Origin of the sequence: Bacillus sp. JJ1127, assembly GCF_036965845.1 — a bacterium.
Lineage (GTDB): Bacteria > Bacillota > Bacilli > Bacillales > Bacillaceae_G > Bacillus_A.
Window position 1 is genome coordinate 1 of the sequence record NZ_JBALQK010000137.1, and the last position, 15,253, is coordinate 15,253.

A 15,253-nucleotide genomic window follows, 5' to 3' on the forward strand; every position below is an offset into this window, starting at 1 on the left:
AAAAATCATATGAAACATTTATTTCTATTTCAACAGACGATTGTCCAGATTATTTACTAGACTATGTACATACACATCAGAAGTTATTTGAAAAATCTTCTCTGATACAAGCTTTATATTTTAAGAAACAAGACTGTTACTTACTTGTACCAATTCAACAAATATATGCTTTTGATCGTCCAATTGTACATGGTCCATATATACATATATCACCATCTACACAAAAAGAAATTACGCATCCAAACGAAGTATTAGCTTTAATTTTCCAAGAAGATTGGGAGAGACCTTCTTCCTATTTTCATATGTTTGAAGAAGATTTGGCTAACAGTGCTGCTAATTTATCCTTGGCCTATACATTTCATGAACAATCTAATGCAGTTTCAACATTAGCTGCAGCGGCCCAAACAGATGATCATTATACTTTTTTTGAACAACTTGTTATCGAAGGACACCCTTGCCATCCGGGAGCAAAAATGAGAAAAGGCTTAAATCCTGAAGAAACAATCGCTTATTCATCAGAATTTAAAAATATGATTCCACTCCGGTTTGTAGCCGTTCATAAACAAAATGTAAGTACCGCATTTATGAACTCACAAGATTGGAATCCTATCATTTTTTCTTTTGAACCTATATTAAAAATCGAGGCAAAGATACGATTGGGTGATAAAATAAATGATTATTTTTTATTACCTATCCATCCTTGGCAAACGATTCATACATTGCAAGAATTATATAAAACGGAAGTTCAACAGGAAAAAATGATTATTTTTGATTATGACGCACCATATGTAGCTGGCATGTCATTTCGTACCATCTTCCCGGCGAATTATGAAACAAGAAGGCCCCATTATAAATTAACAACAAATGTTCATTTAACGGGGGAAGTGCGGACATTATCAGAACAGACAATTCATAACGGTCCTCTGATGAGTAACATATTACAAAAAATTATGAAAGAAGATACAAGTATCGATGAGACAAAATTTATTCCGATTATGGAACGTGCTGGTGCACATTTCCTCGATATAAATGACTCTAATATAGATTGGCAAACACTGAGAAGCGAAAATCTCGCATGTGTCATTCGTGATAATGTTCACTCCTATATTCATAAAGACGAATGGGCTATTGTAGGTTCTGCTCTCGTTGCATCAGTACATGGAGCAAATCAACCTCTTATCACTGAACTTATCGAACTGTATAAATCAAAACATTACCTAACATTACATGATGCAATCGTTATATTTATTGAGAAATATGTAACTAATGCTTTAACTGGATTCATTCCACTCATGGTGAAATATGGAATTGGTCTGGAAGGTCATCTACAAAATACAGTGCCTGTCTTTAAAAAAGATGGTACACCAGATCGACTTCTCATACGTGATTGGGAAGGCATCCGAGTTCATCGTGGTCGCTTACAGCAAGCAGGAATTGACATTACAAACTTCCATCACAAATCTCGAATTTTAGTTGATGATGAAAAGAGTGTACGAAATAAAGTATTTTACTCAGTAATGCAAAATCACTTTGGAGAATTATTTATTCATGTCAGCCGTTTCTATAAAATTGATGAACAACTGCTTTGGAATATTGTAAAACGAGTTACACAAAATATTTTTATGGATTTACGCCAAGACATGCGCTATATACAAAATGCAGCTGCGGATTATGATGTTTTCTTTGCAGAAAAGGTAGACTATAAAGCTTTAACGCTCATGCGGATGATGGGTGAAGCACATTCCTACTTTTATGTAAAAGTTGATAATCCATTGTACAAATAATAAAACATCCTTCTTTTCTCATTAGAGTGAAGAAGGATGTTTTACATTCATTTTCCTTTATACATGTTCTGTATACACGTATCTCGATCTACATTACTCTAATCCATTACTGCGGCAGAGCATCATACAGATCTTTTGGCTTTTCGATTTTTTCGACTTTACTTACTTTCACAAGTAGAAATAGCGTTCCTTTATATGTTGTTTCATCTAATAATCCAGTTACTTGTACCCACGTCTCTTCCGGAAATTTTTTTATTTCTTTTCCAGATACAATCATCCCCCACACAGAGGCATCTGCAATACAGCATGTAATACCATACCTAGCAACTACTGTTTTATTCCCTTTCACCTCTTTATCGCTATAAATAAACCTTGTAAATGTAATTTCCTTTCCCTTAAATCCAAGAACATCTTGGCCAATTATATTCATTGTTTGTGTGATTTGAACCATAACTTTGCCGTTCCGGCAAGGTTATGGTTCTTTTTGTTTGCGGCAAACTTATGCTTCCAGGATTTGAATAATATTTTTAATGTCGTTTTTAAAAAGCCACGATGTTTATAAAAAAGTTGCAATGTTTTTGCCTTTTAATTAAAGAGTTCTAAATGAATTTTGATCCACCCTTTTCAAAGTATATTCATTTTATTTATTATAAAATATAAGTTTGTAAAGTAGTTCTGACTATACTTTATTTTAAAGCTACAATAATTCCTTGATAAATAAATAGAATTATTGTAAAGTAATGATAATTAAATTATATATTATTTGAAAGTGATGAAAGGAAGTAGTAACAGGTATTTTTTCTTTTAGAGAGTCGGTGGGTGGTGTAAACCGATAGAAAGAGCTTGTGAATCCGTCCTTGAGCGAAATGTGGAACACTTCAATGTGAGGTTAGTAATCGTTTCCGGTTAAAAACCGTTAATTTTTTAAGTGGAAAGCTTATATTTTCTATGCTTTCAACTAGGGTGGCAACGCGGGTTAACTCTCGTCCCTTTTATAGGGACGGGAGTTTTTTGTGTTTTTTTAGTGAAATTCCCTACCTTAAAAGTTTAACGTGAACGGAGAAGATGGCATTAGTCACTTATTAAAGGAGAGATAAGATATGTTAGATGTAAAAGTATTACGTGCTAATTTTGAAGAAGTAAAGAAAAAATTGATTAATCGCGGTGGAGAGTTTTTTGAATTAGATAAATTTGAAGAATTAGACCAAAAGCGTCGCGAATTGTTAGTAAGAGTAGAAGAATTAAAAAGTAAACGTAATGAAGTATCTGAGCTTATTTCGAAGTTAAAGCGTGAAAAACAAGATGCTGATGAACTTATAATCGAAATGCGTGAAGTAGGAGACAATATTAAAGCGTTAGATGATGAGTTACGTAATGTAGAAGAGGAATTGAATTCTATATTATTGGCATTGCCAAATATACCTAATGAAACAGTGCCTATTGGAGCAACAGAAGATGATAATGTTGAAATACGTAAGTGGGGAGAAATAAACGAATTTTCATTTGAAGCAAAACCACATTGGGAAGTTGCTGAGAAATTAGGATTACTAGATTTTGAGCGTGCAGCAAAAGTAACAGGAAGTCGCTTCGTATATTACAATGGCTTGGGAGCACGTTTAGAGAGAGCAGTAGCTAATTTTATGTTGGATTTACATGTTGAAGAACATGGATATACGGAAGTGATTCCACCGTTTATCGTAAATAGCGATAGTTTATTAGGAACAGGACAATTCCCAAAATTTAAGGAAGATGTATTTATATTAAAAGATACAGATTACGCTTTAATTCCAACAGCGGAGGTACCATTAGCGAACTATTATCGTGATGAAATATTAAATGGTGTAGAATTACCTATTAATTTTACAGCACATACTCCATGTTTCCGTTCTGAAGCTGGTAGTGCAGGACGTGATACGAGAGGACTTATTCGTCAGCACCAATTTAGCAAAGTTGAAATGGTTAAATATACTAAGCCAGAAGAATCATACGATGAGTTAGAAAAATTAACAGCGAATGCTGAAAGAGTACTACAATTGTTACAATTACCTTATCGAGTAATCGTATTATGTACAGCTGATATAGCATTTCCAGCTGCTAAAACATATGACATTGAAGTGTGGTTACCTAGCTATGGAATTTATCGTGAAATTTCTTCTTGCTCAAACTGTGAAGATTTCCAAGCACGTCGTGCAAGCATACGTTTCCGTCGTACACAAGGCGCAAAACCAGAATTTGTACACACATTAAATGGTTCTGGGTTAGCTATAGGGCGTACAGTAGCAGCTATTTTAGAGAACTACCAACAAGAAGACGGCTCAGTTATAATCCCAGAAGTATTGCGTCCATATATGGGGGGAGTAGAGGTTATTAAATAAGAAAGATGTTGATTTGAGATAAAGTTTAACGATTTATAAAAAGTATGGGTGTTTACAAAAAGTCGTACCGTTGTGCATAGAAATTTTTTATTAATTCCTATTAAATTAACATACGCTTCTGGTTTTGATTAAACTTTTTATAAAAACATATCTACTAACAACAAACAACCCAAGCATTTTACCTCATCTTTTTTTCAAAATGTTTGGGTTTCTTCTGATAAAAAATCAAATTTTGTATCATGCTTTTGATCAAACTTTATTACAAACCAACAGCATTCACGGCAAGTTCATGAGTTAAAAAAAGATTTATGGCAATGTTATGCTTCAAATATTACAAGAATGTTCTCTAAAAACTATGCTTTCTGGCAATATTATGGTTCAAATTGTGGCGGATTTATGATTCAAATCACAGTTTGAATATAATTTTTGTCCTCTATTTGTATCTTCTTTTGATTCATTATCGTTTTTTCAAATCGTAATCATTATGATTTATTGTTGCATTTTGTCTCCTTGTCATTTATTATAAAACGTAATGATTACGATTTAATAGGAGGAATATACAATGAAAAGAGTACCCATTACTGTATTAAGTGGTTTTTTAGGATCCGGAAAAACTACTTTATTAAATCATATTTTGGCAAATAAAGAGGGATTAAAAGTAGCAGTTATTGTAAATGACATGAGCGAAATAAACATTGACGCTGCTCTTGTAAAACAAGGAGGTTTTTCTCGTACTGAAGAAAAATTAGTAGAAATTCAAAACGGTTGCATTTGTTGTACACTTCGAGAAGATTTAATCATTGAAGTAAGCCGTCTTGTAGAAGCAGGAGATATCGACTACATCGTTATCGAATCTTCCGGTATTAGTGAACCCATTCCAGTCGCACAAACATTTACGTATATGGACGAAGAACTTAGCATTGACTTAACGAGTAAATGTCGCCTTGATACAATGGTTACTGTAGTTGATGCAAATCGATTTTGGGATGATTTTGCCGCTGGCGAAAGTTTACTAGATCGAAAACAAGCAATTGATGAAACCGATACAAGAGAAGTTATCGATCTATTAATTGATCAGATTGAATTTGCAAATGTGATTCTTTTGAACAAAGCGGATTTACTAGAGAAAGAAGATGTGATGGAACTTCATCGCCTCTTACAAAAATTGAATCCTGGGGCAAAAATTATTGAATCTTCATTTAGTGTAGTTCCACTAAATGAAATTTTAAATACAAATTTATTTAACTATGATGAAGCAAGTCAATCAGCTGGTTGGATTCAGGAGTTAAATACCGAACACCATACGCCCGAAACAGAAGAATACGGCATCGGTTCCTTTGTTTACCGCCGCAAACGTCCGTTTCATCCTGTACGCCTTATGAAATGGTTACAAAACTGGCCATTAGATGTAGTAAGAGCGAAAGGTTTTTTCTGGCTTGCATCTCGTCATCATATGATGGGGCTTCTTTCTCAAGCTGGTTCTTCGATTACCATTCAAGGTGCTGGTGAATGGATTGCCGCATTACCTGAAGCTGAGCAGCAGCAAATACTTACAGAAGAACCAAAAATCTTAAAAAATTGGGATAAACAATACGGGGATCGTATTACAGAACTTGTTTTTATTGGAATTGAAATGGACCAGTCTACAATTGAACAATCTTTAGATGCCTGTCTACTAACCGATGAAGAAATGGAACAGAAATGGGATAATTTTGTCGATCCAATTCCCCCGTTTACCGTTGTATCATAATACAAAGTAAAAAAACAAGATGGTTTCCTTAAAAGGTGACCACCTTGTTTTTATTTATGATTTAGATTTGTTAGACTTATTGATTACATTGCCCCATATAACAAGTACAATTATAGCAATTGCTAAAAATACATATATCGAGCCTTTCTTAGCAAACATTCAGCTTCATGTATTGCGCCTCGAATATCTATTCTTTCAAAACTTCATTTCTGCACGTAAATCTATTGAAGAGCACAATTTAATCATTGAAGCATTAAGGAACAAGGATGTAGCACAAATAGAGCAAATAATGTCTCAAAACTGGTTGCGACCAATGAAAGAAATACAAAAAATAATTTCTATGCAATAAGGGAAAGAGCCGTTTATATTGTAGAAAACATAAACGGCTCTCCCTTCACAATTCTCTATGATTATGCGTGAATCTCGGCATATTTCTCAATGTCCCTAAACTCTTTTTCTAGTTCTTCTAAGGAAAGCTCGTATAATTGTCGGTCGAGAACTTTAAACACCCCTGCCCCAATTAACTGATCAATTAAATACCTCTTACGATTTTCAACAGCAAAACGGAGTTGACTACCCATCTAAAAAAACTCCTTTCTACAACAATTGAAAATGATAATCTCTATTAATTACCACTTTGATTGTAAAAGATGATGTTTTATAAGTAAAGTAATTTCATGAAATATTTACCTTACAAACTGTTTGTGGCCACATTATATATATGTATGTTACGCAAAGAATGTTATGACACTTTTTATCATCTTTTTTCTTTCATACTTCGCAAGTTGTCTCAATATGACTAAATTCTCCCTCTATTTCCAACTGAATCGTGACATGTTCTACATGAAATTTTTCTTTCGTACATTCGTTGCTTCTTTTAATACCATTTGCATATCTTTGTCTTTTTCAATAATAAGATGACAAGTTTCTACTTGATAATCTGATGTGGACCATATAGGTAAATCATGTACTTCTTTTTCTTTTACAATCGTAATATGTAATAATGTATGTTTCACTTTATCCTATTTCGGTACGTCACGAGTCACCTCTTCACTTATACAATCTTCGTTACTTTTTATACAAGTCCTTTTTTCTCAACAAAAAAATAGACTACTTCTTTTTCTCTTTCATATTGTTTAATAGTAAACAAAAATTCAAGGAGGTTATAGTTTTGAAACGGTTATTTCTCTGTATGGAACGAGAACTTGTTGTCTTAGAGGAAAAAAATGAAGAGTATCAAGTTCAATATCATTTACAAAATATGCAGCCTACTTGTATTACGGTAGACCCATTTCATTCCAACCGTATATATTGCGGTACGTTTGGCCGGGGGTTATGGTTAAGTGACGATAGTGGGGATTCTTGGAGACCGATTGGCGATTCTTACCGTTACTTTGATTTTCCTAAAGAAGATGGTATTTTACATTCTTCTATTACTGCAATAACTGTCAGCTCTAATAAGAAAGTTAATGGCTATGGCGTCGTTTATGTCGGTACAGAACCTAGCTCCTTATTTTACTCAGAAAATGGTGGTGAAACGTGGGACGAATGTAAAAATATGAAATCATTACTTTCTTCATATACGTGGGCATTCCCCCCTCGTCCTTTCACGCATCATGTACGATGGATTACAGTTGATCCAAATAAACAAGATACTTTGCATGTATCAATTGAAGCCGGGGCCGTTATTCAAAGTAACGATAATGGACAAACTTGGACCGATAAAAAATTCGGTGCTCCTATCGATGCCCATCAATTGCTTATGCACCCCGATGCTCCTAATCGTCTTTATGCATCATGCGGTGATGGGTTTATGAGTGGTCCTGATCGTGCCTATCTCGAAAGTTATAATGGAGGAAGTAGCTGGACTTCATGCAGTGAAGGATTAGAACATCACTATTTATACAGTATGGCTATCGATCCTGCTGATTGCGATACGATCCTCGTTTCTGCCGCGCCAAATGCTGATCTAGCTCACCACCGTATTCCTTATGAATCTTATATTTATCGAAAAACGAAAGATACACCTTTTGAGCAAGTACATCAAGGGCTGCCATCTGCAATCGGTACAGTTATTTCCATGCTTGCAACAAATCCAGCCGAGCCTCATACGTTTTACACGTTAAATAATAATGGTATCTTTCAATCTATAGATAGCGGACAAACGTGGGAGCAATTAAATATTCCATGGAAAGAAGAATATAAAACGCAGCATCCTCACGCTTTACTAATCACTACTTCTTAACGAAAAGAACAGGACTACCTATTTATCAAGGCAGTCCTTCCCTCTTTTATTTCTTCACATCAATTACAATATCATCTAACACAATATCTTTACTTTTCGCTTCTTTTTTAGGCACTTCAATTTTCTTCTCTTTTCCGCCGTTCATTTCTACTCCGCCATGATTTTCAGGGGTATGAACTCGTAAATTAACATGAGGAGTAACAATCAATTTTGTTGCATTTTCATTGAGTTTTTGGAATGTAGCACTCCAATGACTTTTATTTGGTTCTGCGTCTGTACTTGTTCCCCCATTACCTTCACCTGCATATTGATTTCCTAAATCATCTTTAATTTCTAATTCAACATCCGCATCATCCCATTGACTTAGTAACTCCTTAGAATCCTCTTGATTGTAAAAAATGATGAATGACATCGGGGTCACTTCCATTTTTTCCATACTTACTTTTACTCCTTCTTTTTCCGAACTTCCATGAAGCTTTATCTCTTTACTGTCCATTGCCTTTAAAGTAAGCGCAAAATTCCAATTCCCTTTTATTTCTTTCTTTTCCTCCAACATATCTATTTGTTCTATATTCCATCTAATATTTGCAACATCTTTTCTTTTACTACCATGATCAGTTGCTGTTATCATACCTACATACTTTTTATCCCCCACTTTAGTAGTCTGAGAGCTACCTCCCATTCCACCTGAATCCATTATATCTAAGTGACCAAATATATTTGGCTTCTCACCTAAATCTTTCTCACTTTCTATAGAATACGTTATTGATACCGTTCTTCCATCAAAAACAGCATCATTAATCGTTATTTTAACTCCATTACTTTCTCGCGTCATATTTAACTCAGTAGAAAATTCTTTATAATTTTCATAAAGACCTGTTCTACCGTTATCTAAAAAGCGAAAAATATCACCTACAATCGGAAGCCCTCCAGCATAAGTAGGAAACCCGATTCCCAGTGTTGCAACTGACAAACCTACTAAAATAGATGCAGCAGCGACACCCTTTTTCCAGTTCTTCATTTTTTTCTTTTTACGCATACCTTGTTTTAGATTCCGTTTCACTTTTTCCTTTTCAAATTCAGAAGCTTCTATTTCCTCAAATTCTTTTTCATCTATTTCGATATCATTTAATAACTCATAAACGTCTTTCATATTACACTACCTCCTAAACGAAGATTTGTAGCATTTTGTTGTAGTTTCTTTTTCCCACGATAAATTCGATTATCTATTGCTGCCCGAGTTAAACCTAATTTCTCTCCTATCTCTTCTGTCTTTAAACCGAGAAGAAATTTCATGATGAACACCTTTTGGTCTACAGGTTCTAATTGGTTAATGAGCTTTATTAATTCCTCCCTATTTTCCATAACAATCAATTCATCTTCTATCGATTTTTCTGTACTTAAATTGAATTCATCTGAAATGACTTCCACTTTCTTGTTCGCTTTTCGGTAATAATCAATTGCTTTAAACTTAGCAATCGCCGCAATCCATTTCTTAAAATCGTTTGAATCCCCATAAAACTTATTTGCGTTATTCCAAACGGAAAGAAAAATATCATTAATGCATTCTTCTATAAGCCCATCGTTTTGAATGGGAACAAGAACTTTATGCGTTATCCCTTTTACTAATGGCAAATATGTATCGACAACGAATTCTAGTGCATCTTCTTTTTGCCGCTGCAACCTTTTTATAAAATTTTTATCATTTGATTTCATGTAGCGATTCCCCTTATTTTTTTGTAAAAGCTTTTACACCTTATATAACGTACAGGAAAATTTTTTCTCTTATAATTACCATTATTTTTTCATTTCATAAAGTGAAATTCTCATCTAAGATAGCCCAGAGCATACAACTTCACATATTCTGTCTATTTAACAAGATACAGTAAAAAGACAATGAATCGCTAACAAAACAGGAAATTGATGATTTTCAGGCAAGAAGTGCACTAGAATATATGCTACAGTGAATGAATGGTTAAAAGCTTACCTGCTAAAAAATAAAGGGAGTTCAAGACGTATATGTCCTGAACTCCCTTTTACATTTCTTAATTTGCACGTTTTCTATTTTCTGTATCAATGGACCATCCAATAATCGTAGCGCAGTCCCTTCCTTTCCATTCAAGGACATTCGCTAAAACGGGCTCAATTTGTAGAAATTCGCCATCATGTAGTGCATCAAATAAAGATTGATCATTCTCAAACGTTTGCTTATCACACTCTAAAATTCCATCTGTTGCCATAACAATGTGATTCATACCTCTTTCTAACCCTCGAACCCCTGAAGTAAAACAAGGTGTATTCGCCGCAAAAACATTTCTTCTTCCAATACATTCATAGTATTTCCGCTGATTTAGTCTTCCTTTTCCATTCTTTCCTCGTTCAGGATGAAATAAATAAGCAAAACAATCACCAACTGATAACCAATATAAGAACTCACCTTTTCGTAAACAAATTAAACACGCAAGTTCTCCATTCTCTTGTCCACATTTCTCAATAAATAACTCATCTGTAAACAATGCTAATAAATACATATGTGTATGATGAAATGCTAGATGAATGGGATATGAGAATAATTCTTGTAACTTCTCTTTTCTTTCAGAAATTGCTTCTATTATATAATGTATATTTTTCGTTTTATGATGAGCATCAAAGATCATAACAAATTCGAATTCTAATTGTGGGTCCCACCAAGCTAGTACTGCATCTCCTCTTTCATACGCATCACTCTCTTGATTCCCGCCATATACGCCAACTGAAAGAGGACCACATTTTTCAACATGTATTTGGTCTAAATACATCTTTTCATGACTAATCCATTTAAATGTATTCACTTCTATCATCCTCTCTCTTGCTATGTGTATGCCCTTACACTAAGAGTACCGTATATTTCAAGAAAAATAAACTTTTTCAATAATTTTTATACAAATAAAAGGATTTTATATCTTATAAGACGAATACATCTTACTATACGATATAAAAAAGACCGGAGGCATATCATTATGAAAACCATCAATCAAAGTTGGGAAACCATTTACTATCATTTAAGGTATGAATATGAAGATAATCTTTCTCACCAAGCAATTCGGATTCTACAAATCATTTCCCGAGAAAAGGAGACTACAATTGGCAAGGTTGCTTCTGAATTAGGCTTATCTCATAATACAGCATCAGAGCATGTCAAACGTCTTATTCAAAAAGGATTCGTTATGAAGGAGCGAAATAAACAAGATGAACGAGTCGTTAATCTAACACTGACTACAGAGGGGAATCAAGCTTTAACAAAGCATACATTATTAGATGAAGAAAAACTAAAAGTATTAGAATCTCAATTTTCAAAAGAAGAGCAGCAATTACTCGAACAGGCTTTTTCATTATTAGCAAAGGAGGCAAAATATGCATTTCCTCGTTAAAGTTATCGTCTCGGCCCTTATCATTGGTGGTGTAACTGAGTTTGCCAAACATTATAGTACAATTGGCGGCTTTATTGCTGCTCTTCCACTTATTAGTTTACTTAGCTTATTTTGGATTTCTGTTGAGGGCGGAAGTAAAGAAGAATTAAGTCAATTTGCTATAGGAGTATTATATGGTTTTCCTGCATCAGCATTACTATTATTTATTGTCTATATTGGGTTAAAAAATTCTTTTTCATTAAGTACATCTGTATTATTCGGTATAGGTATTTGGTGTATTTTATTAGCTTGTCAAAGAATCTATCAAGCATAGAGGGGGATTAAAATGACATTAGAAACAATGAGCATCCCACAAATAAATAAGCATGCAAAGAAGCTCTATAAAGATATAGATGCTTCATCAATCTTTACATATGCAACAAATCTTTATAAAGACTCAAAACATTCTTTTGGAACCTATTTAGCTATCTTTCTCCTTGGAGAAATTGCTGCAACACAAAATACAAGCACTTACATTTTTAAAAGATGAAGTAAGTATTCATGAAGACTGGCGGGCACAGGAAGTACTAGCAAAAGCCTTTGATACGTATTGTAAAGAAACTGGGTATGAAGCTTCTCTTCCTGTTATAAAAGAATGGTTGTCTGCATTCCATCCTAACGTACGCCGCGCTGTAGTTGAAGGGTTACGTGTATGGACAAAGAAAATTTATTTTCGTGATCACCCCGAGATAGCATTACAATTATTATCTCAATTAAAAGATGATGAAAGTGAGTATGTCCGAAAATCTGTCGGAAATGCAATTAGTGATATTTCTAAGGTACACCAAAATCTTGTGATAACAGAGCTAAAAACATGGGATTGTAGTAATCCTTACATTGCATTTGTGTATAAAAAAGCTAGTAGACACCTCAATTAACGCTCAATAAAGAAAGATATTTCTCTAGCTTCTTGATACACAAAAAGGAAGCAGCTTACACTGCTTCCTCTCTTATCTATTCATAATCTTCCTCATCTTCATCACCATCATAATACGCGTTCCCATTGTTCACATATATAGGACCATTCGCAACATCAACACGAAGTACCCATGCCCATGGTACAGCCAAACGTTTGTGTAACGCGCGCCAAAATTCCATTGACTTTCTTTCGTACCTTTGGAACTCCTGAAGTATATCTTTGTAGGAGGAACCGTCTAACTGAATATTTGCTTCTAATAAACGAGAATAGGCATAGTGCTGTAATTCTAGTTCAGCAGCAACTTCCATTTCTTCTGGCGTTGCCATACCAATAATTGTTCCGTCAGGTGGGACAATTTCGTATACATTATGAACTTCAATAAGCCCTTCCGATGGATCTGCCAACCGCTTCTCTTTCTCAAACATGTAAACAGCCTCCTTTATCACACATTTTTTATGGTACAAAAGCATACTTCTCTAACAACTTTGTTTTTTCCTGCTTTCTCGATAAAATTTTACAAATTATTCACTAGATGACCTGTTTGTCGTTTCCTATCACCTGTTTCTATCCTTACAGCAGAAATTAATTTCTCCTCATTAAATGTGCATTTATATATATCAGGCATTTTAAGTGTTTTCCAAAAGTGAAAATCATATTTAGAATCAAAATAGTTCATCATTAACACCATAATATTTCCATGGGTTCCTATTACAATATTTTTCTCTTTATATTGCTTTAATATATTTTGAATACATCTAACACCACGCTTTTGTGCTATATCATTTGATTCTCCACCTTCAAAAGAGAAAGCTGGATCCTCCCATATTTTCATAATCGCTTTCTCAAAATCTACTACTGGTTCTTTACTTAATAATCTTTCACGTAAATCTTCTTCCATTTGCATTGGTAATTCAAATTGATTTGCAACTCCTTGAACAGTTTGTATTGCTCGTTTGTATGGACTAGAGATTACAACATCGATTTGTTCCCCTTTTAATAAATCTGTCACGGTTTGCGCATCATTCCGTCCTTTTTCAGATAATGGACGTTCTCTTTCTTCTGGTGTATAAATAGAATGTGCATGACGAACAAAATAGATATGAGTCATGAAAAGCCCCCTCCTTTATTACCTCTTCAATTAATACTTCTACCCAATTGATTCAATTAAGTAGCGATTAATTCCTTTCCGTTTTTCCTTGTACAATAAACAAAAGGTGCTCTATCAAAAGACACCTTTTGTTTACATAATAAAATTATATAGTTATAACTTCTTCCTAAATTCTTCACTCGTTACTACGTCTTGAATAAAATAATCTATATTATTTGTCAGTTTTTTGAGCGTCATATCATCTAAGTCGTTAGACATGAAAACAATTTCAACCTTGTTTCCTTCTTTATCTGTACCATAAAAGCTTTTTGTTAATACAAATGGTGTTGAGCCGCCTTTCTGGCCTGCATGTTCATATATGCTATCTTCAACAGTCCCCTTGAAAATCTGCTCAATCTCATCTTGCATTGGTTTAGGAAATTCAGTTCTATTATTAATTTTTCCTATTAAACTCATATAGTCTTTTGCCGCTGCATTTACTAGCCTGTCAGACCAAATACGTTGAAATTCCATGTCATTTTTTAATGGTATATTGTGTTTTTTCCATTCCACTTTGTCTTTCATCCATTCATGTATTTGCAAAGCGTGCTTTCTATATTCATCCATGGACATTTTACGTAACACTTCTAAAGATTGATCTTCAGGTACATGGAGTTCGGTTTCTACATAGCCTCTCATATACAAAGAAGATGTATAAGGATAAAATACATCATGACTATTTAGTCCTAACTCTTTTAAGCTTTCATTCACTCTTTCAAGTCCTAATCTCTCTAATAAATATGTTGTATTTGCATTGGAGCTAAAATGAATCATTCCTCTAGCTACTTCTTCTAACGAAAGCTTGTCGTTTTGTACAGCATTTCTTATCTTTGCATTTTCTAACCACGCGGGATGCGCTCCACCATCTGTATTTGGTACATAATATTTGTCTAAATCTTGTACTGGAATTTGTTCCTGTGGATTTATTTTTCCTTCTGCAACTTGTTTTGCAAATTCCACTGCCACTACTATTTTTGCCATACTTGCTAATGGTAATTTTTTATTCTCATTCACAGCAGCTAGAATTTCCCCATTTCTTTTAATCATCAGTGAACATGTTTGATCATTCTTATGTTCTTTTATGTAATCTAACACGTAGTTTGGATCTTTTTTTGAATAGTAATATTCCATGATAACTAAAAATGTTATGATGATTGCTATAATAGTAAAAATACTCCACCCTACAACCTTTGACACTCTCACTATATTGCCTCCCCTAATAAAATACCAATTATCACTATATTCATTATATCAAATATATGAGGAGGTTTTATAAAAAAATAGTAACCGATTCATTCTATCCAAATGGAATAGCCCCTATTCAAATTGAATAAGAGCTACTCTATTTCACATGAAATTACCTCTCCATTTAGTCACTTCATATGCAACATTTTTATCATTCTTTTAAAAAAATACATTTTCTCTTGAGTCAAAGAAAAGATTTGGAGTTCCAGAACTTTTCTTTAAGTTTTTATTGTCTGGAACATAACCTGCATTATCCATTCTCTCCCTCTTTTCCACTTCCCAACATTCCGTACTTCAGTGTATCGTATGAAATAAATGTGCAACTATATAAATCCATTT

General features: G+C 34.0%; 15 protein-coding genes, 4 pseudogenes and 1 other annotated feature. Of the genes and pseudogenes, 9 read left to right on the forward strand and 10 right to left on the reverse strand.

The genetic code is table 11. The annotated features are described in order from the left end of the window. The coding region (locus V7183_RS14115; RefSeq protein WP_335359922.1) for an IucA/IucC family protein at nucleotides 1-1,784 on the forward strand (1,784 nt) is incomplete at its 5' end. Nucleotides 1,785-1,890: 106 nt separating this feature from the next. Here V7183_RS14115 and V7183_RS14120 read toward each other — a convergent pair. Next, nucleotides 1,891-2,220, reverse strand: a pseudogene (locus V7183_RS14120) (TIGR03943 family putative permease subunit); the annotation flags it as partial. A 327-nt stretch (nucleotides 2,221-2,547) separates the two neighbouring features. Beyond that, nucleotides 2,548-2,778: a binding site (T-box leader), on the forward strand. Between the two features lie 106 nt (nucleotides 2,779-2,884). On the opposite strand from V7183_RS14120, the gene serS reads away from it, so the two are divergent. From serS to V7183_RS14135, 3 genes and pseudogenes are all read left to right on the forward strand, one after another. Beyond that, nucleotides 2,885-4,159, forward strand: a complete 1,275-nt coding sequence (gene serS / locus V7183_RS14125; protein ID WP_335359923.1) for a serine--tRNA ligase — start codon at nucleotides 2,885-2,887, stop codon at nucleotides 4,157-4,159. Between the two features lie 562 nt (nucleotides 4,160-4,721). Then, the gene (locus V7183_RS14130; protein WP_335359924.1) at nucleotides 4,722-5,909 is read left to right on the forward strand and encodes a GTP-binding protein; all 1,188 of its coding nucleotides are present in this window, start codon (nucleotides 4,722-4,724) and stop codon (nucleotides 5,907-5,909) included. 103 nt (nucleotides 5,910-6,012) lie between these two features. After that, nucleotides 6,013-6,258, forward strand: a pseudogene (locus V7183_RS14135) (FCD domain-containing protein); the annotation flags it as partial. Nucleotides 6,259-6,319: 61 nt separating this feature from the next. Here the strand turns inward: V7183_RS14135 and fbpA are convergent. Both fbpA and V7183_RS14145 read right to left on the reverse strand, forming a co-directional pair. Then, a complete protein-coding gene (fbpA, locus tag V7183_RS14140; protein WP_335359925.1) occupies nucleotides 6,320-6,490 on the reverse strand; it encodes a Fur-regulated basic protein FbpA in 171 nt (56 codons plus the stop codon). A gap of 190 nt (nucleotides 6,491-6,680) precedes the next feature. Continuing rightward, nucleotides 6,681-6,931, reverse strand: a pseudogene (locus V7183_RS14145) (cation diffusion facilitator family transporter); the annotation flags it as partial. Nucleotides 6,932-7,080: 149 nt separating this feature from the next. On the opposite strand from V7183_RS14145, the gene V7183_RS14150 reads away from it, so the two are divergent. Continuing rightward, a complete protein-coding gene (locus V7183_RS14150) occupies nucleotides 7,081-8,154 on the forward strand; it encodes a VPS10 domain-containing protein (protein ID WP_335359926.1) in 1,074 nt (357 codons plus the stop codon). A gap of 46 nt (nucleotides 8,155-8,200) precedes the next feature. Here the strand turns inward: V7183_RS14150 and V7183_RS14155 are convergent, their stop codons facing one another. The 3 genes from V7183_RS14155 to V7183_RS14165 form a co-directional block, all read right to left on the reverse strand. Then, nucleotides 8,201-9,307: a DUF4179 domain-containing protein gene (locus V7183_RS14155; RefSeq protein ID WP_335359927.1), complete on the reverse strand. Its 1,107-nt coding sequence runs from the start codon at nucleotides 9,305-9,307 to the stop codon at nucleotides 8,201-8,203. Beyond that, the gene (locus V7183_RS14160; protein ID WP_335359928.1) at nucleotides 9,304-9,870 is read right to left on the reverse strand and encodes a sigma-70 family RNA polymerase sigma factor; all 567 of its coding nucleotides are present in this window, start codon (nucleotides 9,868-9,870) and stop codon (nucleotides 9,304-9,306) included. Before V7183_RS14160 ends, V7183_RS14155 begins: the two co-directional genes overlap by 4 nt. Nucleotides 9,871-10,199: 329 nt before the next feature. Beyond that, a complete protein-coding gene (locus V7183_RS14165; RefSeq protein WP_335359929.1) occupies nucleotides 10,200-10,994 on the reverse strand; it encodes a protein phosphatase 2C domain-containing protein in 795 nt (264 codons plus the stop codon). Nucleotides 10,995-11,153: 159 nt separating this feature from the next. Here V7183_RS14165 and V7183_RS14170 point away from each other — a divergent pair, with 159 nt between their 5' ends. Genes V7183_RS14170 through V7183_RS14185 form a run of 4 tightly spaced genes read left to right on the forward strand, consistent with a single transcriptional unit; the run spans nucleotide 11,154 to nucleotide 12,481 of the window. Beyond that, complete coding sequence (locus tag V7183_RS14170) at nucleotides 11,154-11,564, forward strand: MarR family winged helix-turn-helix transcriptional regulator (protein WP_335359930.1); 411 nt, start codon at nucleotides 11,154-11,156, stop codon at nucleotides 11,562-11,564. After that, a complete protein-coding gene (locus tag V7183_RS14175) occupies nucleotides 11,548-11,877 on the forward strand; it encodes a DUF3147 family protein (RefSeq protein WP_335359931.1) in 330 nt (109 codons plus the stop codon). The genes V7183_RS14170 and V7183_RS14175 overlap by 17 nt, the downstream gene beginning before the upstream one ends. Nucleotides 11,878-11,889: 12 nt before the next feature. Then, nucleotides 11,890-12,093, forward strand: a complete 204-nt coding sequence (locus V7183_RS14180; protein WP_335359932.1) for a hypothetical protein — start codon at nucleotides 11,890-11,892, stop codon at nucleotides 12,091-12,093. Beyond that, nucleotides 12,050-12,481 (forward strand): DNA alkylation repair protein, encoded by a 432-nt coding sequence (locus V7183_RS14185; protein WP_335359933.1) that lies wholly within the window; start codon nucleotides 12,050-12,052, stop codon nucleotides 12,479-12,481. Before V7183_RS14180 ends, V7183_RS14185 begins: the two co-directional genes overlap by 44 nt. A gap of 76 nt (nucleotides 12,482-12,557) precedes the next feature. Here V7183_RS14185 and V7183_RS14190 read toward each other — a convergent pair whose 3' ends face one another. From V7183_RS14190 to V7183_RS14205, 4 genes and pseudogenes are all read right to left on the reverse strand, one after another. Then, nucleotides 12,558-12,947 (reverse strand): hypothetical protein, encoded by a 390-nt coding sequence (locus tag V7183_RS14190; protein WP_335359934.1) that lies wholly within the window; start codon nucleotides 12,945-12,947, stop codon nucleotides 12,558-12,560. Between the two features lie 89 nt (nucleotides 12,948-13,036). Continuing rightward, the gene (locus V7183_RS14195) at nucleotides 13,037-13,630 is read right to left on the reverse strand and encodes a histidine phosphatase family protein (RefSeq protein ID WP_335359935.1); all 594 of its coding nucleotides are present in this window, start codon (nucleotides 13,628-13,630) and stop codon (nucleotides 13,037-13,039) included. A gap of 153 nt (nucleotides 13,631-13,783) precedes the next feature. Continuing rightward, the gene (locus V7183_RS14200; protein ID WP_335359936.1) at nucleotides 13,784-14,872 is read right to left on the reverse strand and encodes a serine hydrolase; all 1,089 of its coding nucleotides are present in this window, start codon (nucleotides 14,870-14,872) and stop codon (nucleotides 13,784-13,786) included. A 204-nt stretch (nucleotides 14,873-15,076) separates the two neighbouring features. Next, nucleotides 15,077-15,172, reverse strand: a pseudogene (locus V7183_RS14205) (cupin domain-containing protein); the annotation flags it as partial. Nucleotides 15,173-15,253 lie beyond the last annotated feature (81 nt).